General features: G+C 38.8%; 18 protein-coding genes. 12 read left to right on the top strand and 6 right to left on the bottom strand.

Going from position 1 to position 23,199, the window contains the following annotated elements; all coding sequences use genetic code 11:
• Positions 1–40: 40 nt before the first annotated feature.
• The 5 genes from nusA to truB all read left to right on the top strand — a co-directional run bounded on the left by nusA (position 41) and on the right by truB (position 6,321).
• Positions 41–1,672, top strand: coding sequence for a transcription termination factor NusA (nusA, locus tag ACFIK8_RS03530; RefSeq protein WP_375625637.1), 1,632 nt, complete (start codon positions 41–43; stop codon positions 1,670–1,672).
• Positions 1,673–2,308, top strand: a complete 636-nt coding sequence (locus tag ACFIK8_RS03525) for an RNA-binding protein (RefSeq protein ID WP_375635989.1) — start codon at positions 1,673–1,675, stop codon at positions 2,306–2,308.
• Positions 2,305–4,824 carry a translation initiation factor IF-2 gene (infB, locus tag ACFIK8_RS03520; protein WP_375635990.1) on the top strand — a complete coding sequence of 840 codons (2,520 nt, stop codon included), beginning with the start codon at positions 2,305–2,307 and terminating at the stop codon, positions 4,822–4,824. Before ACFIK8_RS03525 ends, infB begins: the two co-directional genes overlap by 4 nt.
• A gap of 122 nt (positions 4,825–4,946) precedes the next feature.
• Complete coding sequence (gene rbfA, locus ACFIK8_RS03515; RefSeq protein WP_375635991.1) at positions 4,947–5,354, top strand: 30S ribosome-binding factor RbfA; 408 nt, start codon at positions 4,947–4,949, stop codon at positions 5,352–5,354.
• Positions 5,355–5,358: 4 nt separating this feature from the next.
• A complete protein-coding gene (truB, locus tag ACFIK8_RS03510) occupies positions 5,359–6,321 on the top strand; it encodes a tRNA pseudouridine(55) synthase TruB (RefSeq protein WP_375635992.1) in 963 nt (320 codons plus the stop codon).
• Positions 6,322–6,788: 467 nt separating this feature from the next.
• On the opposite strand, the gene ACFIK8_RS03505 is transcribed toward truB, so the two are convergent.
• Positions 6,789–8,417 (bottom strand): MFS transporter, encoded by a 1,629-nt coding sequence (locus ACFIK8_RS03505; protein ID WP_375668968.1) that lies wholly within the window; start codon positions 8,415–8,417, stop codon positions 6,789–6,791.
• 312 nt (positions 8,418–8,729) lie between these two features.
• Between ACFIK8_RS03505 and rpsO the strand changes: the two genes are divergently transcribed.
• The 3 genes from rpsO (at position 8,730) to ACFIK8_RS03490 (ending at position 12,514) form a co-directional block, all read left to right on the top strand.
• Positions 8,730–8,999 carry a 30S ribosomal protein S15 gene (rpsO, locus tag ACFIK8_RS03500; RefSeq protein ID WP_005774142.1) on the top strand — a complete coding sequence of 90 codons (270 nt, stop codon included), beginning with the start codon at positions 8,730–8,732 and terminating at the stop codon, positions 8,997–8,999.
• A gap of 251 nt (positions 9,000–9,250) precedes the next feature.
• Positions 9,251–11,446: a polyribonucleotide nucleotidyltransferase gene (gene pnp / locus ACFIK8_RS03495; RefSeq protein ID WP_375635994.1), complete on the top strand. Its 2,196-nt coding sequence runs from the start codon at positions 9,251–9,253 to the stop codon at positions 11,444–11,446.
• A gap of 72 nt (positions 11,447–11,518) precedes the next feature.
• A complete protein-coding gene (locus tag ACFIK8_RS03490; protein WP_375635995.1) occupies positions 11,519–12,514 on the top strand; it encodes a class I SAM-dependent methyltransferase in 996 nt (331 codons plus the stop codon).
• Between the two features lie 18 nt (positions 12,515–12,532).
• Here the strand turns inward: ACFIK8_RS03490 and hslU are convergent, their stop codons facing one another.
• Both hslU and hslV read right to left on the bottom strand, forming a co-directional pair.
• Complete coding sequence (hslU, locus tag ACFIK8_RS03485; protein ID WP_012754622.1) at positions 12,533–13,843, bottom strand: ATP-dependent protease ATPase subunit HslU; 1,311 nt, start codon at positions 13,841–13,843, stop codon at positions 12,533–12,535.
• Positions 13,844–14,425, bottom strand: a complete 582-nt coding sequence (hslV, locus tag ACFIK8_RS03480; RefSeq protein ID WP_012754621.1) for an ATP-dependent protease subunit HslV — start codon at positions 14,423–14,425, stop codon at positions 13,844–13,846.
• A 220-nt stretch (positions 14,426–14,645) separates the two neighbouring features.
• On the opposite strand from hslV, the gene ACFIK8_RS03475 reads away from it, so the two are divergent.
• The 4 genes from ACFIK8_RS03475 to ACFIK8_RS03460 all read left to right on the top strand — a co-directional run bounded on the left by ACFIK8_RS03475 (position 14,646) and on the right by ACFIK8_RS03460 (position 19,163).
• Positions 14,646–15,635: an asparaginase gene (locus ACFIK8_RS03475; RefSeq protein ID WP_012754620.1), complete on the top strand. Its 990-nt coding sequence runs from the start codon at positions 14,646–14,648 to the stop codon at positions 15,633–15,635.
• A gap of 121 nt (positions 15,636–15,756) precedes the next feature.
• Positions 15,757–16,755: a type I pantothenate kinase gene (gene coaA / locus ACFIK8_RS03470; protein WP_012754619.1), complete on the top strand. Its 999-nt coding sequence runs from the start codon at positions 15,757–15,759 to the stop codon at positions 16,753–16,755.
• Positions 16,756–16,768: 13 nt separating this feature from the next.
• Positions 16,769–18,142, top strand: coding sequence for a M17 family metallopeptidase (locus ACFIK8_RS03465; RefSeq protein WP_375668967.1), 1,374 nt, complete (start codon positions 16,769–16,771; stop codon positions 18,140–18,142).
• 157 nt (positions 18,143–18,299) lie between these two features.
• Entirely contained in the window at positions 18,300–19,163 is an 864-nt protein-coding gene (locus ACFIK8_RS03460) for an NlpC/P60 family protein (protein WP_375639199.1), read from the top strand.
• A 790-nt stretch (positions 19,164–19,953) separates the two neighbouring features.
• Here ACFIK8_RS03460 and mutT read toward each other — a convergent pair.
• The 3 genes from mutT to ACFIK8_RS03445 all read right to left on the bottom strand — a co-directional run bounded on the left by mutT (position 19,954) and on the right by ACFIK8_RS03445 (position 22,815).
• Positions 19,954–20,367: an 8-oxo-dGTP diphosphatase MutT gene (gene mutT, locus ACFIK8_RS03455; RefSeq protein ID WP_375635999.1), complete on the bottom strand. Its 414-nt coding sequence runs from the start codon at positions 20,365–20,367 to the stop codon at positions 19,954–19,956.
• A gap of 130 nt (positions 20,368–20,497) precedes the next feature.
• Positions 20,498–21,730, bottom strand: a complete 1,233-nt coding sequence (gene argJ, locus ACFIK8_RS03450; RefSeq protein WP_375636000.1) for a bifunctional glutamate N-acetyltransferase/amino-acid acetyltransferase ArgJ — start codon at positions 21,728–21,730, stop codon at positions 20,498–20,500.
• Positions 21,731–21,861: 131 nt separating this feature from the next.
• The gene (locus ACFIK8_RS03445) at positions 21,862–22,815 is read right to left on the bottom strand and encodes a peptidylprolyl isomerase (RefSeq protein WP_273787784.1); all 954 of its coding nucleotides are present in this window, start codon (positions 22,813–22,815) and stop codon (positions 21,862–21,864) included.
• Between the last annotated feature and the right edge of the window lie 384 nt (positions 22,816–23,199).

The following is a 23,199-nucleotide window of genomic DNA, read 5'->3' as shown; positions in this document are numbered from 1 at the left end:
GGGAAATACCCATCGTGTGGCACAAAGAAGGAGAAAATTGATGGCTACAAGCGCTAACAGGCTTGAGATTCTGCAAATTGCAGATGCTGTTGCACGTGAAAAGTCAATCGACCGTGAAATTGTCATTTCTGCGATGGCTGATGCTATTCAAAAAGCAGCACGTTCTCGTTATGGTCAAGAAACAAATATCCGTGCTGAAATCAATTCTAAAACAGGTGAAATTAAATTACAGCGCCTGCTTAAAATCGTTGATGTCGTTGAAGACTACACAACGGAAATTACTTTGTCTGATGCTCTTAAACATCAAGCAGAAGCAAAAATTGGTGATTTTTTTGCTGATCTTTTACCTCCTATGGATTTTGGACGTATCGCAGCACAATCTGCTAAACAGGTTATTGTACAAAAAGTACGCGACGCAGAACGTGATCAGCAATATGAAGAATTCAAAAATAAAGTTGGTGAAATTATTTCTGGTACAGTTAAGCGTGTGGAATATGGTAATGTTATCGTTGATCTCGGGCGTGGTGAAGCTATTGTGCGCCGTGATGAATTAATTCCTCGTGAATCATTCCGCTATGGAGATCGTATTCGTGCTTTTGTCAATGATGTACACCGTGAAACGCGTGGTCCGCAAATTTTCCTTTCACGCACACATCCCCAATTTATGGTAAAACTTTTCACTATGGAAGTGCCAGAAATTTATGATGGTATTATAGAAATCAAATCTGTTGCTCGTGATCCAGGTTCACGGGCTAAAATCGCCGTTGTTTCACGCGATGGTTCCATTGATCCTGTTGGAGCATGCGTTGGAATGCGAGGAAGTCGCGTACAAGCTGTTGTTGCTGAATTACAAGGCGAAAAAATTGATATTATTCCTTGGTCGCCTGATGCGGCAACATTTGTCGTTAATGCACTGCAACCTGCTGAAGTTTCTAAAATCATCCTTGATGAAGATGCTGAACGGATTGAAGTTATTGTGCCAGATGATCAACTTAGCCTTGCTATTGGACGACGTGGACAAAATGTTCGCTTGGCTTCGCAACTAACAGGATGGAACATTGATATTTTAACGGAAAAGGAAGAATCTGAAAATCGTCAAAAAGAATTTACTGAACGGAGTAAATTGTTTATGGAAGCCTTAGAGGTTGACGAAATGATCGGGCAGGTTATGGCATCAGAGGGTTTTTCTTCTATTGAAGAAATCGCCTATATTGATCTTGAAGAAATCGCTTCTATTGATGGTTTTGACCATGATACCGCCGCTGAAATCCAAAGTCGTGCCCGCGAATATCTTGATCATCAAGAAAAAGAACTTGATGAAAAACGCAAAAAACTCGGAGTTTCTGACGAATTGCGAACACTTCCTGGAATGACAAGTGCTATGTTGGTTGCTGTAGGTGAGGATGGTGTAAAAACAATAGAAGACTTTGCTGGCTATGCCGTTGATGATTTAGCTGGTTGGAGAGAACGCAAAGAAGGTCAAACACAGAATTTTTCTGGTATTTTAACCCCTTTTGACATTACACGCGCGGATGCAGAAGCTATGGTTTTAGCCGCACGTGTACAAGCAGGCTGGATAGACCAAGCTGATCTTGTTACAGAAAATCCTGTAGAAGATGAAAATTCTGCAGAAAATGAAAAAACAGATGATTTGGATGTGGATACACTTTAAATGAATGAACGGACTTGCATTGTGACTAGAAAAAATGCTTCAGCACAAACGCTGATCCGTTTTGTTATTGGTCCCAATAACCAAATTGTTCCTGATCTTAAAGCGAATTTACCAGGGCGTGGCGTTTGGATTTCTGCCCATCATGCTGTTATTGAGAAAGCAATCAAACAGAAAGCTTTTCATAGAAACTTTAAAACAGATGTTGAGGTTGCACCAAATCTTGTGCATGTTGTTGATACGCTTTTACTAAAAGCTGCTCTTTCAAGCCTTTCTATGGCACGAAAAGCGGGAGCAATTGTTATGGGAGCAACAAAGGTTGATGCTGCTATCCGCTCTGGTAAAGTTATTCTTGTACTTCATGCTAAAGAAACAACAGAAGATGGGAAACGAAAAATTGCACAGGCCATCCATTCAATACAACAACAAACAAATCGGACTATAAAAATCATATCTTTATTTACAAGTGATGAAATGCGAGTGGCTTTTGGCTCTAATCCTGTAATGCACGCGGCCTTATTGGACACAAAAGCTGCTGAGGGATTTCTCAAAACGACATATAAATTGATCAGCTATCGTGACGACAAGCATAGTAAGCCTAGTGAGATGACGGCACAAGCCGTGAAGGAAATACAATGAGTGAAAATAACAACGACAAAACAACAGTCAAGAAGACACTAACTCTCAAGCGGTCTGTCTTGGAAACGAGCACGGTCAAACAAAATTTTAGCCATGGCCGTACGAAGGCTGTCGTTGTCGAAACCAAACGGCGTAAAATTACGCGACCTGATGAAAAAGCTGAAACCCCACAGCCCATTACAAAGCCGCATGTGGCCGCCCAGCGCTCTAAGCCGCGTTTTGAGGGAAAAAAGCCTCAAGAATCTATGACCAAAAGCAATCTTTCATCAACTGAAATGGAAGCGAGACTTCGCGCATTAGAAGAAGCACATATCCAAGAAAGAATAACGCGAGAACAAGCCGAAGAAGAAGCAAGACGCGCTAAAGAGCGTGAAGAAATTTTACAGCAAGAAATTAAAGAAAAAGAAATACATCTCCAACAAGAAGAAGAAATATCGCCAGTACAGGCTCCACCTGTTCCTCCTCTCATTGAACAGACAGATATTCCTATTGCGCCTAAAAACACAACTGTGGTTGAAAAACGCAAAATAGATGAAAATAAAGAGGAAGAACGGCATAGTCGGCGTGCTAATCCTGCTAAATCAGAAATACGTGTACCAAAAGTTGTCAAAGGAGCTGATGAGCGGCGACGCGGAAAGCTAACTCTGAATAGTGCACTGGACGAAGAAGGAAGCGCACGTGGACGCTCAATGGCTGCAATGCGGCGTAGACAGGAAAAGTTTAAGCGTGCACAAAATCAAGAACCAAGAGAAAAAATTTCTCGCGAAGTTGTTCTTCCTGAAACGATTACCATTCAAGAGCTCGCACAACGTATGACTGAGCGTTCTGTTGATGTGATTAAATTCTTGATGAAACAAGGACAAATGATGAAACCTGGCGATGTTATTGATGCAGATGTTGCCGAACTCATCGCTGTTGAATTTGGCCATACTGTTAAACGTGTTTTAGAATCTGACGTAGAGGAAGGTATCTTTAATATAACAGATAATCCTCAAAACATGCAGCAGCGCCCTCCTGTTGTAACCATTATGGGCCATGTTGACCACGGAAAAACTTCTCTTTTGGATGCTATTCGTAAAGCAAATGTTGTTTCTGGCGAAGCGGGAGGTATTACGCAGCATATTGGTGCCTATCAAGTAGAACAAAACGGTCAAAAAATTACCTTTATTGATACACCAGGACATGCTGCATTTACGGCTATGCGCGCACGTGGAGCTCGTGTTACCGATATTGCTGTTCTCGTTGTAGCCGCTGATGATAGTGTTATGCCCCAAACGATTGAATCAATCAATCATGCGAAAGCCGCTGGTGTACCTATCATTGTTGCTATCAACAAAATTGATAAACCAGCTGCGAATGCACAAAAAGTGCGTACAGAACTTTTACAACATGAAGTGTTTGTTGAAACTATGGGCGGAGAAACTTTGGACGTTGAAGTTTCTGCTAAAACTGGTCAAAATCTTGATAAACTTCTCGAAGCTATCCTTCTTCAAGCTGAAATGCTTGATCTGAAAGCAGATTCTCAACGAACTGCAGAGGGCGTTATCATTGAAGCCAAATTGGATCGCGGACGTGGATCTGTTGCAACAGTTCTTGTTCAAAAAGGTACATTACACCCTTCTGATATTATAGTTGCCGGAAATGAATGGGGTCGTGTGCGTGCTTTGATTGATGACCATGGCCGCCATGTCAAAGAAGCCGTTCCCTCTACACCGATTGAAATTTTAGGCATGCAAGGAACGCCACAAGCCGGAGACCGTTTTGCTGTTGTCACACATGAAGCAAAAGCGCGTGAAATTTCTGAATACCGTCAACGATTAGCACGTGATAAAGCTGTTGCGCGGCAAACTGGTTCGCGTGGTTCTCTTGAGCAGATGATGACAAAATTGCAAACGACTGGTGTTAAGGAATTTTCTCTTATTATAAAAGGGGATGTGCAAGGATCAATTGAAGCAATCGCTTCAGCATTGGAAAAACTCGGAAATGATGAGGTTCGTGCGCGTATTGTACATTCTGGTGCTGGAGGAATTACCGAAAGTGATATTTCTCTTGCGGAAGCTTCTAACTCTGCTGTAATTGGTTTTAATGTTCGAGCCAATAAGCAAGCACGTGATTTTGCTAAAACACAAGGAATTGAAATTCGTTATTACAACATCATTTATGATCTTGTTGACGATATCAAGGCTGCCATGTCTGGATTACTCTCACCAGAACAGCGTGAAACTTTCCTTGGTAATGCTGAAATTCTAGAAGTCTTTAACATTACAAAAATTGGAAAAGTTGCAGGATGTCGTGTTACAGAAGGTAAAATAGAACGAGGAGCCGGTGTTCGCCTTATCCGCGATAATATCGTTATTCACGAAGGAAAGCTGAAAACACTCAAGCGCTTTAAGGATGAAGTCAATGAAGTGCAAAGTGGTCAAGAATGTGGAATAGCCTTTGAAAATTATGAAGACATGCGCGCAGGAGACATCATTGAGATCTTCCGTATCGAACATATTAATCGCACATTATAAAATAATCCAATAACTTTACTCTGTTGTAAAATGAAGAAAGTTATTAGGTTTTATACACAATATCTCTTTTCCCTTATCTAAATGGTCAAAAAAAGAGATCTTGTAGCAAGGATAAAACTTTGATGAAAAATGCAAGGCCATCACAACGGCAACTTAGAGTAGCAGAGCAAGTACGTCATGCAATAGCGCATATATTACAGCGTGATATTTTGCTTGATGATATCTTGAAAGATATTGTTATTTCTGTCTCTGAAGTACGTATGTCACCAGATTTAAAAATTGCTACTTGCTTTGTATCACCTCTCAGCACTCTTAAAAATGCTTCTCATACCGATGTTGTTGATACCCTCAATAAACATAGTCGTTTTCTCCGTGGAGAAATCAGTCATGCGTTGCGACAAATGAAATATATGCCTGAACTGCGTTTCCGACTTGATAATAGTTTTGATAATTTTTCAAAAATTGATGCTCTCCTTCGCTCGCCTGAGGTTGCACGCGATCTTCACCATAGTGATAAAGATGAGGATTAAAGATATGGCACGGCAACACAAAAAAAAAGGGCGTCCTGTTTCTGGCTGGGTCATATTTGATAAACCAAAAGGAATGAAATCAACAGAAGCTGTCTCACAAATCAAATGGCTCTTTCATGCACAAAAGGCAGGACATGCAGGAACACTTGATCCTCTTGCTTCTGGTCTTCTTCCCATTGCATTGGGCGAAGCAACCAAAACCGTCCCTTACGTGATGCAAGGCAAAAAAACTTACCGTTTTCATATCGCTTGGGGAGAAGAGCGTTCAACAGATGATCTAGAGGGCGAAATAACGAAAACTTCTCTCAAACGTCCAACACAAGAAGAAATACTTGCTCTTCTTCCTCAATATACAGGTATTATTTTGCAAACGCCTCCGCAATTTTCAGCAATAAAAATTGCCGGAAATCGTGCCTATGATTTAGCGCGTGAAGGGGAAGTTGTTGAAATTCCGCCCCGTGAAGTGGAAATAGAAACTTTCAAATTATTAGAAATGCCTACTAAAAAGCACTCTGTCTTTGAAATAACCTGCGGAAAAGGAACTTATGTGCGCTCTTTAGCACGCGATATGGGACGTGATCTAGGTTGCTATGGGCATATTGCTGATTTAAGGCGTATTTCCGTCGCACCTTTTGATGAAGAAGATCTCATTACATGGGACGAACTAAAAGCGGCCGTTCCGCCAAATAAAAACACTACAGATGAAAATAATCGTTCTTTTGAAAAAAACTTCACAACACTCGATGAGCTCTTAATTGAAACAAGCGCTGCATTGGATTGCCTCCCTCACTATATCCTTAATGAAACTCAAGCACAGAGAATTATAAAGGGGCATTCTATCCTCTTAAGTCATCACAAAGTACCTCTTGACGAAGATGAGATTTTTGTCCTCTACAAAGAACAACTTCTTGCCATTGGCACCCTCGACAAAAGTTTATTTAAACCGAAGCGGATTTTCACAATTTAATCGATTCTTTTCCTCACCTACCTTTTGGGAAAGATATTTTTCTCTATCAATTAAGAAAAATATGGTACTTTCCATTGTCTATATTTACCGTATTCATATCAAAATTTAAGTCAGTGCTATAAACTAACACCACCACACACTTTTTCCTCTTAATGTCGCAACAATCCTTGCGTTTGAAAGGATTCATAAGAGGCTTTTTATTTCTTATTCAATCGTTTTTTACTCACACTTTAACCCTCATTTGTAATGTGCAAGCGAAGATTTGGACTGATTTACTCTAAATAGATTTGAAACGAGAAAAGCTTAAGATTTTTAGGACTATCACTCAACATGAAAAACGACAAATAATCATTATAAATCAATTTATTAACCATTTAAACAGCAATTTTTTGTTATGATTATGCTAACAAATCGATCGAAATAATATTAACTAACGTATTTAATATTTTACAAAAACTGTTTTAACCCTAAGGGAGATGATCAGAGGAGGCTTTTAAAAGCATCTCATTGGCTTGGGGTATTGTTTGGCGTTCAATCATACGATGCACTCTTATGCCGTTAGGAGCACAATTTAAATGACGCAAACGCTTATTGACTTCTGCATCCGCTTTTGTACGACGATGATTATGGCGTAAATAATCCACCCATGTTGGCATATGATAAGCCTCTGTCCAATATTCAGGTCTTTCAAGATCTCGTAAAAGGACCCACTGACGCGCACCATCACGTAACCGGATATGGCGTCGACGCGTCATCACTTTGAGAAACTCTTCGAGATCATTTTCATGAATTTGATAATCAATCATTATCATGATCGGACCACTTCTTGCTTTGAGGTCGAGTAATAGTTCCGGCTCTCTAAAATGATCAAGAGGATTTAAATCTATCTGAGGAATTTCTTGAATTCTAAATTTTACCCCCGCAAGAGCACCAAAAATCAAGAATAGAGAACAGATACTCAAAGCAATTGTTGGAGAATAACCATCAGCTAAGCCTCCCCAGATTGCACTTCCAATAGCCATCCCCCCATAAGACGCCGTTTGATAAAGTGCTAAAGAACGTGCAACAACCCAGCGTGGTGTAGAGAGTTGTACAGATGTATTAAACAATGATAATGCCAAAACCCAACATAAACCTGCAGGAAATAAAGCGATATGGCTTATAATTAGTGAACGGCTGATTCCCAATAAAAAGCAAGAAAAGGCGAAACCAATAAATGCACTTGAAATAATTGTTTCTGAACGAAAATGATGCCGTACAACTTCATTAATAATACCTGCTGTCATGGCTCCTAACCCAAAACAACCGAGCAATGTACCATAAAGAAGGGCACTTCCTCCAAGAACTTTATGCGCAACAATTGGCAAAAGTGCTAAAATAGAAATAGCTCCTATACCAAAAAGGAACGCTCGAACCATAATACTCAGGAGATTAGGTGACATCGCAACATAACGCAAACCATCTGAGACAGCTCCTAACAGCCTTTCTCGTGGCAATGAGTTTTTTTTATAATTCGACTTCCAGAAAAATAACGCACCGATAAGAGGAATATAGCTTATAGCATTAAACAAAAAAGCAGCAGATGCCCCCAAAGTTGCAATGATGGCACCGCCAATAGCAGGACCAACACTCCGCATCAAATTAAAGCCTACACTATTCAAACTAACAGCAGCAGGAATATTTTCCCTGCTCACAATATCTCCTATCGTTGCTTGCCAAGAAGGATTATAAAAAGCTGTACCACATCCAATCAAAAACGTAAAACATAACAAAAGCCAAGGTGTTAGAAATCCCATATAAGCTAAAACAGATAAACTCATGGATATGACCATCATCATAATCTGCGCACACAACATAATTTGACGCCGATTAAAATTATCCGCTAATGCCCCTGCCATCAAAGAAAACATAACAAGTGGTAATGTTGTGGCACTTTGAACAAGCCCCACCATGGAATGCGAAGAACTGATCAACGCCATTAGCCACCCTGCTCCAACAGCCTGTATCAGCCCCCCTAAATTAGAAATAAGAGTAGATGACCATAAATTTCGAAATACCGAATTACGAAAAAGTTTTAATGTTGAAATGCTCTGCATCTTTTTCCTCCAAATCGGTATTTATCATCTTTGTTACCACACACGCTCATAATCTTTGTATCAAAAGGATGCATAATTCTTAAAAAAACTTCTCATAAAACTCTATTTAAATCAATATTTCAAAACAAAAGCTTTTATTTAAAGAAAGACTTCAAAATGCTGTCAAGGACTAGTATTTTAACCTTCTTTCCTATATAAGGACGAAAATAGGTAAGAGTCTTCGACTCTTCTTGTTTCCTCACAGACCCTTGCTGAACGACATCTCGGCTATGGGTGACTTTATGTTTCTTCGTTTTTGGAAAGGATAATACGATGTCGATTACAGCTGAACGTAAACAAGCTCTTGTCGCAGAATACGCAAATAAAGTTGGTGATACAGGATCACCGGAAGTACAGATTGCTGTACTTTCTGAACGTATTTCTAATTTAACAAACCACTTTAAATCTCACAAAAAGGATAATCATTCTCGTCGTGGTCTTTTGAAGATGGTGTCTCAACGCCGGCGCCTTCTTGATTATCTTAAAGGAGTTGACCAAAATCGTTATCAGACACTTATCAAGAAGTTAGGTTTGCGTCGCTAAAAGAAAAATGGTGGTGGTGTTAAAAAAAACCGCCCATTTTTTCAACGTATTGCTTTTAATTAAAAAATTTAAAAACTGACAAGTTATTATGGGATAGGACTGCTCATCATTTTGCATTTAAGGCAGTTTACTTCTCTCTTCTCGTAACAAAGATAAAAAGTATGTTGTCCACCCCAGAGCTTGGAAATATGCTACGCAAAACCAGAATGTGAGCAATCAAAGATTTAAACACTGGTCATTAAGGATAAAAAATGTTCAAAACGCACAAGATAGAAATTGAATGGGCTGGGCGTCCTCTCACCCTTGAAACAGGGAAAATAGCACGTCAAGCTGATGGTGCAGTGATTGCTACCTATGGAGAAACTATTGTCTTAGCAACCGTTGTATCAGCCAAAAGTCCAAAACCAGACCAGGATTTTTTTCCACTCACTGTTAATTATCAAGAAAAATCCTATGCTGTTGGTAGAATACCTGGGGGCTATTTAAAACGTGAAAGTCGACCAAGTGAAAATGAAACTTTGGTTTCACGTTTGATTGATCGCCCAATTCGTCCCCTTTTCGTTGAGGGATATAAAAATGATACGCAAGTGATTGTTTCCGTTATACAGCATGATCTCGAAAATAATCCCGATATCCTTGCGATGATTGCATCTTCTGCTGCATTGACCCTGTCAGGTGTTCCTTTCATAGGGCCTATAGCTGGTGCCCGCGTTGGCTATTGTAATGGACAATATGTTCTCAATCCTCATATCGATGAAATGCCTGAATCAAAACTTGATCTTGTTGTTGCTGGAACAGAAAGTGCTGTTTTGATGGTTGAATCAGAAGCACAAGAATTACCGGAAGATATCATGTTGGGTGCTGTGATGTTTGGTCACAAAGGCCTTCAACCTGTCCTTGATGCCATTATAAAGCTTGCTGAAGTTGCTGCAAAAGATCCTCGTGATTTTGTTCCTGAAGATCTTTCTGAACTTGAAAAAGCAATGCAGAAAATGGCAGAACAGGATATACGAAAGGCTTACACAATTACTGATAAGCAAGAACGTTATGCTGCAATTGATGCACTAAAGACAGAAATCCTCAATAAATTTATGCCCGAAACAGAAGAAGACTGTAAGTTTAGTGCAGATCAAATTGCAACCGTATTTAAACAGTTGCAAGCAAAGATTGTTCGCGGGAATATTCTTGATACCCAAAAGCGGATTGATGGACGCAATCTTTCTACCGTGCGCCCTATCCAATCAGAAGTAAGTATTTTACCCCGCACACATGGATCAGCACTCTTTACCCGCGGAGAAACACAAGCTATTGTCGTTGCAACACTAGGAACTGGTGAAGATGAACAATATGTTGATTCCTTAACGGGAATGTATAAGGAAACATTCCTTCTCCATTACAATTTCCCACCATTTTCAGTGGGTGAAACGGGACGCCTTGGTTCTCCTGGTCGTCGTGAAATTGGACATGGCAAATTGGCATGGCGAGCAATTCACCCCATGTTGCCAACGAAAGAATCTTTTCCTTATACTATTCGTGCTGTCTCAGAAATCACTGAATCCAATGGATCTTCTTCTATGGCAACGGTTTGTGGGACCTCACTTGCTCTCATGGATGCCGGCGTTCCTTTAGCACGCCCTGTTGCTGGTATTGCTATGGGCTTGATTAAAGAAGGAGAACGCTTTGCTGTTCTATCTGATATTTTAGGGGATGAAGATCATCTTGGAGATATGGACTTTAAAGTCGCAGGAACAGAAAATGGTATTACTGCCTTGCAAATGGATATCAAAATTGATGGTATTACCGAAGAGATTATGAAAATCGCGCTTGAACAAGCCAAAGGTGGACGAATCCATATCCTCAATGAGATGGCAAAAGCTTTAACCAGTGCACGTGCTGAGCTGAGTGAATTTTCTCCACGAATCGAAGTTATGAATATTTCTGTCGATAAAATCCGTGATGTTATCGGCTCTGGTGGTAAAGTTATTCGGGAAATCGTGGAACAAACTGGAGCAAAAATTAATATTGAAGATGATGGTACCATTAAAATTGCTTCTGCTGATGCTAAAACCATTGAAGCAGCAAAACGCTGGATCCATTCTATTGTCGATGAGCCTGAAGTTGGTGCTATCTACCAAGGAACAGTTGTAAAAACTGCAGAATTTGGTGCATTTATAAACTTCTTTGGTTCTCGTGATGGACTCGTTCATATCTCTCAGCTTGCATCAGAACGCGTCACCAAAACAACCGATATTGTGAAGGAAGGTGACAAAGTTTGGGTTAAATTAATGGGCTTTGATGAGCGTGGAAAAGTTCGGTTATCAATGAAGGTTGTTGATCAAAAAACCGGAAAGGAAATCACCGGTGATAAAGTGATGAATGAAGAAAAGTGCGTGGATGAAAAAAAACAACCTGAAAATAAGCACCGCCGCAAGAAAAAAGAAGAGTAAGTTTTTCCTCTTATCGTATCATGAAATGCCATCCCAACATTGGAGTGGCATTTTTCTTTGAAAGAGTCATATGTGTTATTATTTTTGCCTTTTGAAAATCATGAACTCCCGTATCCTAATCCAAACCAATGTTGGTTAAGTTTCGGTTTAACAGAAATCCCAGCTCCAGAATGGGCACAGAATTTAAAAGTTATTACGCCTTGGCGACCAGATTTTTTAAAATTTGTCGATACTCAATTTCACTGCTCTCCTCAAATAGATAAAACCTTCAGCTATGATGGTGCATTTTTACATTTGAGCAAATATCGTGGTTTTAACCAAAATTGTTTTCTTGATTTATTAGAATGCGTTAAACCCAATGGATGGATTGTAATCAGTGGGAATAAAACTGCTGGTGCTGCTTCAATGATGAAGTGGGTCAAAACAATTGTTCCCATCACCAACAAATTGTCTAAAAATCACGGTCTTGTATTTTGGTTGCAAGTTCCTCAACAAATTGAGAGACATAACATTGCACAATTGCGCTCACCACCGCTCACTTTTGGTAAATTTCAAACCACTTCTGGTATGTTCTCACACGGACGTATTGATCCAGGATCCGCTGCACTTGCTTCTTATATGCCCAAAGTTATTTCTGGAAAAACGGCTGATTTTGGTGCTGGATGGGGCTATCTTTCTCACGTTGCGCTTGAAAGAAGTGAAAAACTCACCGCTCTCGACCTTTATGAAGCAGACTACAACGCTTTGAGAGCGGCAAAACAGCACCTTAAATCCATAACAGCTCCTTTTTCAATTCATTTTTATTGGCACGACCTTGTGCATGAACCTATCACAAATCTGTATGACACAATCATTTCAAACCCACCGTTTCACACGCAACAAACGACAGATATTTCATTAGGAAAAAATTTTATTATAAATGCTGCAAAGTGCCTAAAACCAAGCGGCAGCCTGCTTTTTGTTGCAAACCGCCACCTGCCTTATGAAACATTATTAAAAAATATTTTCCGCACAGTATTGATACATGAACAAGCCCATGGTTTCAAAATTATCGAAGCGCGCAGATAAAGAAAAAAAGCGATAACTCTAAAGAATAAAACGTGAAAGATCGATATCAGCAGCAAGCTCGCCAATAGATTTTCTCACATAAGCGGCATCAATTGTAAAGGATGTTCCAGCTTTATCAGGTGCCGTGAAAGAAATTTCATCCAAAACGCGCTCCATCACTGTTTGCAAACGACGTGCCCCTATATTTTCAATCCTTGCATTTAAATCTACAGCAATATCTGCTAAAGCATCAATTGCATCATCGGTAATTTCCAAATGAACCTCTTCTGTTGCCATAAGAGCAATATATTGTTTAATCAAACTAGCTTCTGGTTCCGTTAGAATACGCCGTAAATCTTCTCTTGTTAAAGGGTTTAGCTCCACACGAATGGGCAAACGTCCTTGAAGTTCCGGTAATAAATCAGATGGCTTAGAAACATGAAATGCACCTGAGGCAATAAAAAGAATATGATCTGTTTTGATTTGCCCATATTTTGTACTAACCGTTGTTCCTTCAACCAAAGGCAAAAGATCACGTTGAACGCCCTCACGCGAAACGGCAGCACTGGCTCCACCATCCCTAGTTGCAATTTTATCAATCTCGTCAATAAAAACAATCCCGTCATTTTCAGCAACACGAAGCGCTTCTTGAATAATTTGATCCTGATCAAGGAGTTTTTCAGATTCATCATCAATAAGCGGCTTAAAAGCATCCCTTACTGTCGTCTTACGAACTTTTGTACGACTACCCATTTTGCCCAAAATATCTGATAAATTCATAATACCCATTTGTGCCCCAGGCATACCAGGAATATCAAAGGTTGAAGCACTATTGCTATTATTATCGGCGACTTCAATTTCAATCTCTTTCTCATCCAATTCACCTTCACGCAATTTTTTGCGAAAACTATCACGGGTAGCGGGACTGGCTGTTTTACCAACAAGGGCGTCTAAAACGCGCTCTTCAGCATTCACGTGAGCCTTTTCTTTTATTTCATCCCGTTTCTTTTCACGCACAAGAGAAATGGCAATTTCAACAAGATCTCGAATAATTTGCTCAACATCACGTCCCACATAACCAACTTCAGTAAATTTAGTCGCTTCTACTTTAACAAAGGGTGCTCCAGAAAGTTTTGCTAATCGACGTGCAATACCAGTTTTACCAACACCTGTTGGCCCTATCATTAAAATATTTTTTGGCATAACTTCTTCACGCATCGGCTCATCAAGCTGTTGTCTACGCCACCGATTGCGCAGTGCGATAGCTACAGAGCGTTTGGCATCATTTTGGCCAATAATAAAACGATCAAGTTCAGAAACAGTCTCACGAGGGGAAAATACAACACACATTTAAATAGCTTTCTCTAAAGAAGATAATTCTGCATCCAATGTTTCAATCGTAAAATGATCATTGGTGTAAACACAAATTTTAGCGGCAATAGCCATAGCTTTACGAGCAATAGTTTCTGCATCCAAATCCAAGTCCATGAGTGCACGCGCTGCTGAAAGAGCAAAATTTCCTCCAGAGCCAATTGCCATAACCCCATCTTCTGGTTCTAAAACATCACCAAGCCCTGTTAGAGCCAAAGTTACTTTCTTATCAGCCACGAGCATCATTGCTTCGAGACGACGCAAATAGCGGTCTGTTCGCCAATCTTTTGCAAGTTCTACACATGCACGCATAAGCTGATCAGGATATTGCTCAAGCTTTGTTTCCAATCTTTCCAGTAATGTGAAAGCATCTGCCGTAGCACCTGCAAAACCAGCAATAACCACTCCGTTCTTTCCAAGACGACGCACTTTACGTGCATTACCTTTCATAATTGTCTGCCCAAGAGAGACCTGACCATCACCGGCCATCACGACTTTTCCACCTTTTCGTACCGTAATAATTGTTGTACCATACATTATGTCTGGCTTATGTTCTGTCATAAGGAGACTCCTTAATATTAACTTTACTTTTTAATATTGATTTCTTTTCATACAATGTAAAACTCAACTACTATTGTCCTATTTAAGAACATATACAGCAAAACACAATGATTCAGCATAACTCAATTTGTTGAAAATGGAAAAATGATATCATTGTTGTCAATGTAAATTACTGCTAAATAGCTTTATATAAACAGTTTGTGCCTTTTAGAGGAAAATTATGAAAAAAATAGCCATAGGGACCTTAGGTGGAACAATTGCAATGACTGCTGATCGTTTTGGTCACATGCAACCGACTTTAACTTCAGATAACCTCATAAAAAGTGTTCCTGATTTAAATAACGTTGCTGATATTCATGCACAAACATTAATGCAAATACCAAGTGGATCTTTATCGTTTCAAATTCTTTTTGAAATAATCGAGTGGGCAAAACAACAAATAAATGCTGGTGCAGAAGGTATTGTTTTAACACAAGGGACTGATACTCTGGAAGAAACAGCTTTTTTTCTTTCTCTTTATTGGAAGGAAGCTGAACCACTCATCATAACCGGCGCTATGCGCATGCCTCATGAAGCAGGCGCAGACGGCCCCGCCAATATTTTAGCAGCCACTCGTGTCGCAGCAGCCCCACAAAGTCGTAACAGGGGCGTTCTTGTTGTCATAAATGATACAATTCATTCACCTTATTGGCTCTATAAAAGCCATACCGTCAAAGTCGAAACATTTCAATCAGGTCTTGCAGGTATTTTAGGAACTATTTTAGAGGGAAAACTTATTTATTTCAATGATCAAAAGCTTTTTCCGACGACGTTTGATCTTCCCCAAAACCACGATCATCAAATTGCACTCCTCTATTCCTCTTTATCATCTGATGCACAATTAATGAAGCTATGCCTTGAAAGTGGGTATTATGCTGGAGTTGTTATTGCTGGTTTTGGTGCAGGACACTGTAGTTTTCAAGAAGCAGACCTTGTACAACAATATGCACAAAAAATACCAATCATTATTGCTAGTCGTTGTTGTAATGGCTCAACAACTCGTATAACTTATGGCTATAAAGGCTCAGAAATCGATATGATTGCTTCTGGTGCTCTCATGTCTGGTTATTTATCAGCCGTAAAAGCGCGTCTACTTTTATGGGCTTTTTTAGCGCAAGGGCACTCATTAGCACAAATCCGTGCAAACTGGAATGACTGGACTATAAGTTAATGAAAAATGATCTATTATCTTAAAGAAGAGAGCATGCAAAACAAAATTTATTTGAAAATCAAGCCGCTCATCTGTCCAATTTTAATCGATTGCTGCGGCAAAAAATTCTCGACCAATACAAATGATTGATACGATTATACAAAAAATTAATCAGGAAGATAATCTGGTCAAATGCGTTTCTGACCGATATTCACCCTATCGTGTTTTTACTGCACAAGAATGGTCAGAGTTTCGTGCAGACACACCTCTTACTTTGACTTTTGATGAAATTAAGCGTTTGCGCTCTATTGATGATCCTATCGATCTTAAAGAAGTCCAACGCATTTATCTTTCTTTATCGCGTTTGTTATCATGCCATGTTGAAGCAGTACAGGAACTTTTTCACAAACGTCAGCAGTTTCTCCATCAAGAAGAGAGTAGAAAAACGCCCTTTATTATTGGAATTGCTGGTTCTGTAGCAGTAGGAAAATCAACCACGGCTCGCATTCTTCAAGAACTGTTGAAACGATGGACATCTAGTCTTAAAGTTGATCTGATCACAACGGATGGTTTTCTCTATCCTAATGCAATCTTACAGCAAAAAAATCGTATGAATCGTAAAGGATTTCCTGATTCCTATGACATTAAAAAATTGCTGTGCTTCCTTTCGGCTATAAAAGCAGGTATCGGAAATGTCCGTGCCCCGCTTTACTCACATATGACTTATGATGTTCTAGAAAATCAGACAATTACCATTGACCGTCCTGATATTTTAATTGTTGAAGGTATTAATGTATTACAGGTCAGTGATCTTCCTAAAGATGGAAAAGCTATTCCTTTCGTATCAGATTTTTTTGATTTTTCAATCTATGTCGATGCCGAAACAGAAGTCATTCGTCACTGGTATTTAGAGCGCTTTAAACGTTTGCGTAAAACAGCTTTTCAAAATCCTGAATCCTATTTTCATCGTTATGCCCTGCTCAGTGAAAAAGAAGCCTCAAAAATCGCTGAGGATCTTTGGCAAACAATTAATTTAAAAAATTTACAAGAAAATATATTGCCAACACGACCACGATCCAATCTCATTCTACGAAAAGGAAAAAATCATTTGGTCGAGTATGTCGCACTTAGACGACTATAAGGATCTCATAACTATGCAGCATTATCACATTCATTTTACCTCAACGCGTATCGATAACAGTTGCCCTATCATCTTGGTAAACCAAAGAACTCTTGCCAACTTATCACTTGATGCGTCAACAACAGCATGGATAAAAGTTAATGACTTTACTGGTAAAGCAGGACAAATACTCTTTGTTCCTCACGAAACGGGGCATTTAAAAAAAGTTTTATTTGGAATTGGAAATGGGAACGATCCCTTTATCACAGGACTGCTTGCTCAAAAACTTCCTGCTGGTCAATGGCATTTAGAAGGTACGACCTCTGATGAAATAAATGCCTATCTTGGATTAGCATTCGGTAGCTATCAATTTAATCGCTATCGTCAAAATTCTTCTTTCAAATCATTGTCTATCCATGTCAATGAGGCCGTTGATCTTAATGAACTCCAACGAATTTATGAGGCTGTCTTTTTTGTCCGTGATCTCATCAATATTCCAGCCAATGATATGACCCCTGATGCTCTCGAAAAAGAAGCACGAAAACTAGGAAAAACCTACGGTGCTCATGTCCAAAGTATTTGTGGAGATGATCTCTTAACCCATAATTTTCCGATGATTCATGCCGTAGGACGAGCAGGCAGTACTGCACCGCGACTGATTGAGTTACACTGGGGGCAAGAACATCATCCTAAAATAACGTTGGTAGGCAAAGGGGTAACTTTTGATACGGGAGGACTCGATATTAAATCAGCCAATAACATGTTGCTTATGAAAAAAGACATGGGGGGTGGAGCAAACGTTTTGGGATTGGCTAAACTTATCATGGATGCCAAATTGCCTTTCCGTCTACGTGTTTTGATTCCAGCTGTAGAAAATGCAATTTCTGCGAATGCTTACCGACCAAGTGATATTCTCAAAAGTCGTAAAGGCTTAAGTGTTGAAGTAGGTAATACAGATGCTGAAGGGCGACTTGTCCTTGCCGATGCGCTCGCCTATGGTGATGAAGAAAGTCCACAATTCATGCTTTGTATGGCTACTTTAACAGGGGCAGCGCGTATAGCATTAGGACCAGATCTCCCCGCATTTTATTGCAATGATTCAATATGGGCACAACAAATCTCTGAATCTGCTCACGCTGTTTTTGATCCTCTTTGGCAAATGCCCCTTTGGAAACCTTACCAAGAGATGTTATCATCACCAATTGCTGATCTTAACAATGTAACTGGAAATAGCTTTGCTGGCTCTATAACGGCTGCTTTATTTCTTAATTCTTTTGTTGAAAAAGCTGAACATTTTGCGCATTTTGATCTTTATGGATGGATTCCAAAAGAAAAACCAGGATACCCTATTGGTGGATCAGCACAAACTATTCGTGCCCTTTATAATATTTTTAAAAATGAAGTTTGACACACAATATCCACAAAGATAGACAATTTTACATCTTAAAGAATAATTGCAATCGTCTTAAACTGTGTTCTTAGTTTTGTTTGAGGATAAAAAACTTACCAATAGAGTTTTCATGAGTTTGTTTAAAAGTAAGAAGTAACAAAATGGAAGCAAAAAGATGACCTCTAAAGACCCAAGGCTTTATGCATTCAGAGATGATCTAGCAGATCAACGTCTTGAAACAGAAATTACAGCCCAGCGCTTTGTTCAAGGTGAAAAAAAACGTGTTAATACAGCGGTCGCTGGACTTTTTAAAGAAAATAGTAAAAAAAGTGAAAGACAAACAGAATGCTTATTGGGAGAAGAACTTCTCATTTTTGAACAAGGGGAAACGATGTCGTGGGGGCAATCCCTTAAAGATGGTTATGTTGGTTATATTGATACAACAGCCCTTTGTACATCAACTATAAAACAAACGCATATAGTTTCAGTCCCACGTACATTTAAATATTCACACGCTGACTTACGTGGACCAATAGTGTCTCCGTTATCTATGGGAAGCAAAGTCAGTGTTGTTGATGAAATTGAAGTCCGTGACACAATGTATTCTATTCTTGAAAATGGAACAGCAATCATTACGAGCCATCTCAGCCCCATTGGACGTGTATACGAAGATTATGTCACAGTTGCAGAAACCTTTATCCGTACACCTTATCTTTGGGGTGGTGTCAGCGGTTTTGGAATTGATTGTTCGGGACTCATTCAACTCTCTATGATGATGACTGATCAAATAGTTTTACGTGACACCGATATGCAGCAAGAAACTATAGGCAGTCCTCTTACAGATACTGATAAACTTCAACGAGGCGATTTAATTTTTTGGAAAGATCATGTTGCTATTATGGTTGATCATGAAAATATTATTCATGCAAATGGTTTTTCCATGGACGTTATGATCGAGCCATTAGAAGAGGCAATTACGCGTATAGCTAAAAAAAATCAATATCCCATCGCAAAACGTCGTCCAATGCAAGAAACTTAATACATGCCTCCTATAAAAAATAATATCTTTCTCATATTATTTATATTTCTCGTTTATATACTTATTTATGGAGATTTTTTCTTTATCTCTCATACTATATAAGGTACAGTAATATAATTCCCTAAGAAGTCTTCTTTTCATGTGTTTCTTTTATATTTAATTATTCATTAACCATATGTTTTATTTGTTTTAAAATTGTTTTTCAAATTACATACCACTCTTTTTATTCGTACGTTATTGAACATTTTTTTGATTGAGAAATTGTATAACATCAAGAAAAATAAAAGAAAATTTATGGTTATAAAACAATATGTTATTATATAATCATGTATTACAATAATAATTTAAGCTTTTGGTCATGTAAAACGATCTCTAACAACAAATACAAAGCGTTCTTTTTTAAAGCATTTTTGAAATTTTTCCTATTATCGATATCTCATGAAATAAATACTCCTGATATCTCTCAGTGCATCCAAACCCATCTCACAATGATACGCGTGAAAAGGCATCATTATACACTTTGCCAATTCTCAATGTTACGATGACCCTTGGCTACTGGAGAGTGTTCTTTCAGTACGTATTTTATTTCTTTCTTAAATAATTTTATCCACATGACTTTCCCCGCTTGGAACGTACAAAAGAATGGTTTTGGTTAATTTAATATAAAACAGATTTGAAATGAAAAAAAATTACGACTCTGGACTTTTACATTCAACATAAAAATTATAAATTATCATTTTAAATCAATATATTGAATTATATTTAAACAATATTTTCTTCTTATAACACATTAAAGAAGGTGATTTTTCAATACCTGAACCAATGGTTTATCAGCATCAGGCATAGGGTATTTATTAAGGTCATTAACAAAAACCCATTCTAAATTTTGCCCCTCTCGTCCTTGCGCAACTCCCTCATAATGATAACAAAGATACAACGGCATCAAGAGGTGAAATGTTGCATAGCTATGGCTTGCAAACGTTAAAGGGAATAAATTATTTGCCTGAACATACACACCAAGCTCTTCTTCTAGTTCACGAATCAATGAAATTTCTGGAGTTTCACCTTGCTCAACCTTTCCACCAGGAAACTCCCATAAACCAGCCAGTGATTTTCCTTCAGGACGCTTGGTAAGCAAAACACGATTATTTTGATCTAACAGTGCACATGCAACAACAAGAAGAAGGGAACTTTTTATACACATATCACTCTCCAATGAGAATATAAAGATAACTGTCTCTTTCTAGTATATTCCCTTACCTCAAAAAGAACTCACATATCTCATTCTCTTAAAAAAATAATCGGCAGTTAAATATAGAGAGTACATCCATTCATTAACTTCTGTAATCACTATTGATCATAACGTACTCTTTTGTTAAATCGCAAGACCAAACCGTCGCCGTGCTCTTACCTAAACCGATATCAACACGAATTGTGATGTGCTTACCTTGCATATAAGTACCTATTGTCTCTTCACAATACTCAGGATCTCGTACGCCATTCACGGCCACACGATGCTCACCAAACCAAATCGTCAATAGATCACGATCGACTTCAACACCGGCCTTCCCAACTGCCATAACGACCCGCCCCCAATTCGCATCTTCACCAGCAATAGCCGTTTTTACGAGCGGTGAATTTGCAATTGATAAAGCAATAGTTTTAGCTGCATTGTTTGTTGTAGCCCCCATCACATTAACCTCAATTAAATGACGAGCACCTTCGCCATCACAAACAACTTGTAGTGCAAGTTCATGCAAAAGTGCACTCAATTGTTTCACAAAAACTCCATAACGCGGATCAGATTTACTTGTAAGACATGGGAAATGTTCTTTTCCTGTCGCAAACAACATAAGCGTATCTGAAGTTGAGGTATCGCTATCAACAGTAATTGAATTGAAAGAACCCTCAACTGCCTCTGATAACATGGATTGGAGTACATCCGAAGAAATAGTAGCGTCACTAACCACAAACGACAGCATTGTCGCCATATCGGGTGCAATCATACCAGCACCTTTTGCAATCCCGTTAATGGTGACAGTCTCGCCTCCACAATCAAATCTGCGTGTAGAAAGTTTTGGAAATGTGTCCGTTGTCATTATGGCTTTTGCAGCTTCCAACCAATTTCCCTCTTCTGCTGTCTCTGCCATAGTTGGTAAAAGATTCACAACGCAAGAAGCATCCATTGGCTCACCAATAACCCCCGTAGAAGCTATAAAAATTTCATCTCCTCTAACCTTTAAAGCGTTCGCTGCTGCACAGATGATTTCATTGGTTGTGTGCTTTCCTTTGCTTCCTGTAAAAGCATTTGCATTTCCAGAATTCACAACAACACCCCTCGCCACCCCATGAGGAAGCGATGCACGACAATGCTCTACAGGAGCAGACGGACATTTTGAACGGGTAAAAACACCGGCCACACTCACTGGCTTATCGAATATGATGAAAAGAAGATCTGTACGATCTTTATATTTAATCCCAGCTTCAGCTGTTGCTATCCGTACCCCAGATAAGGGAGAAAGCTCCTGGATCTTTTGAGGCGATAAAGGAGAAATTTTCAAAACCACAATATGCTTTCTGTAAAAACAAATGAAATGATTGCAGATCAATAACCTCTCATAGAAAACTGCTAGGCTTTTTGAACAAAACTAACCTAGCAAATTATCTATTAAAGAGGCTATCCACTTATTTTTCCTAGCTATTCCGTATCTTCTTCATCTGATGTCTCATCGGGAAGTAGCGTCCCATTTTGATGAAGCGATTCCATGATTTTTGTAACATTAGGATCAGGGTATTTCACATCCATCTTGCTACGCAAATCAACAATCAGTTCTTGATAGCGCTTTTTTATCAGCTGTGTCCGCAACATCTCTTTAACATCATCAAATGCAGGAGGTTGTTTCAAACGACGATCTTCTAATTTAATAATATGCCAACCAAAAGGACTTTCAACGGGTTGTTTAGTGTATTCGCCAATTTTCAAACCAAATGCAGCATCTTCAAAAGGCTTGACCATTTGACCATGGCTAAAATAACCAAGATCACCCCCAACGGCAGCAGAACCATCTGTTGAACTTTTCTTTGCAATCTCTTCAAAATTTTCGCCTTTATTTAAATGCTTAATGATAGCTTCTGCTTCTTTTCTCGTTTTGACCAAAATATGACGCGCTTTAACCTCATCTTCTTTAGGTAAAGCAGCGACTTCTTGCTTATAAAGAGCTTCCAAATCAGTATCCGAGATTTTGTCAACAATCGCCTGTTTAAAATAAAGCTGTTGAAGAACATTGTCACGCATGACTGCCATACGTTTATCGTAAGCTTCTGTCTTATCAAGACCTTTGCTTCTTGCTGCTTTTGCAAGTGCCTGCATATCTAAATAAGCTTTTAGAACCATCATACGGCGTTGTTCATCAGGAAAACGTGCTAAATTAGGATTTATTTCAAGCGCTAAATCATCCAATTGGCCTGCTGTAATATTTTTCCCATCAATAACCGCCATAACATGAGAAGGAGAAACGGCTTTTTCAGAAGCTTTCTCCAAAGTCTTTAAATCATTCGACGATGAATTCAAACCTTCTTGGGCTCTCACCCCTAAACTTGTACTTGCCAATAAAGTTGATGCTAAAAAAAGCGTGATAAAGTTAAATTTCATAAATATACTCCTTAAAAATGAAGGCAGGTTCAAGATTCCAATTTTCTTTACCATAACACTTTAACCTTTAAACATAGAGAAATAAATTAGTAATTTTATTTTAAAAAAGTATAAAATTGTCCTTTTATCTGAGTTGCTCCAATCCTATCTAATGCAGATGAAAAACATGATAATAGAGAAAAATGACATATTGTATCTTAAATTACTTTGTATTGTATCAGTTAAATAGCGTACCTAAAGTTGACATAGAGCGCTTAGCCTCTTATCTCTACTTTACAATTAAAGTGAAAAATTGCACACCAACAAGTATAATGGTACCATCTGCATTTCATGATGTCTCTAATCATATCAGATAACTTGAAGAAAATGTAGAGTATGGGGAAA

This window comes from Bartonella sp. MR168JLCBS, assembly GCF_042194175.1.
This window is presented reverse-complemented; position numbering and strand designations above follow the sequence as displayed.

Excerpts from the sequence above, each read along its gene's own strand:
- nusA (WP_375625637.1), top strand. The coding sequence starts at position 41 with ATGGCTACAAGCGCTAACAGGCTTGAGATTCTGCAAATTGCAGATGCT.
- ACFIK8_RS03525 (WP_375635989.1), top strand. The coding sequence starts at position 1,673 with ATGAATGAACGGACTTGCATTGTGACTAGAAAAAATGCTTCAGCACAA.
- infB (WP_375635990.1), top strand. The coding sequence starts at position 2,305 with ATGAGTGAAAATAACAACGACAAAACAACAGTCAAGAAGACACTAACT.
- rbfA (WP_375635991.1), top strand. The coding sequence starts at position 4,947 with ATGAAAAATGCAAGGCCATCACAACGGCAACTTAGAGTAGCAGAGCAA.
- truB (WP_375635992.1), top strand. The coding sequence starts at position 5,359 with ATGGCACGGCAACACAAAAAAAAAGGGCGTCCTGTTTCTGGCTGGGTC.
- ACFIK8_RS03505 (WP_375668968.1), bottom strand. The coding sequence starts at position 8,417 with ATGCAGAGCATTTCAACATTAAAACTTTTTCGTAATTCGGTATTTCGA.
- rpsO (WP_005774142.1), top strand. The coding sequence starts at position 8,730 with ATGTCGATTACAGCTGAACGTAAACAAGCTCTTGTCGCAGAATACGCA.
- pnp (WP_375635994.1), top strand. The coding sequence starts at position 9,251 with ATGTTCAAAACGCACAAGATAGAAATTGAATGGGCTGGGCGTCCTCTC.
- hslU (WP_012754622.1), bottom strand. The coding sequence starts at position 13,843 with ATGTGTGTTGTATTTTCCCCTCGTGAGACTGTTTCTGAACTTGATCGT.
- hslV (WP_012754621.1), bottom strand. The coding sequence starts at position 14,425 with ATGACAGAACATAAGCCAGACATAATGTATGGTACAACAATTATTACG.
- ACFIK8_RS03475 (WP_012754620.1), top strand. The coding sequence starts at position 14,646 with ATGAAAAAAATAGCCATAGGGACCTTAGGTGGAACAATTGCAATGACT.
- coaA (WP_012754619.1), top strand. The coding sequence starts at position 15,757 with ATGATTGATACGATTATACAAAAAATTAATCAGGAAGATAATCTGGTC.
- ACFIK8_RS03465 (WP_375668967.1), top strand. The coding sequence starts at position 16,769 with ATGCAGCATTATCACATTCATTTTACCTCAACGCGTATCGATAACAGT.
- ACFIK8_RS03460 (WP_375639199.1), top strand. The coding sequence starts at position 18,300 with ATGACCTCTAAAGACCCAAGGCTTTATGCATTCAGAGATGATCTAGCA.
- mutT (WP_375635999.1), bottom strand. The coding sequence starts at position 20,367 with ATGTGTATAAAAAGTTCCCTTCTTCTTGTTGTTGCATGTGCACTGTTA.
- ACFIK8_RS03445 (WP_273787784.1), bottom strand. The coding sequence starts at position 22,815 with ATGAAATTTAACTTTATCACGCTTTTTTTAGCATCAACTTTATTGGCA.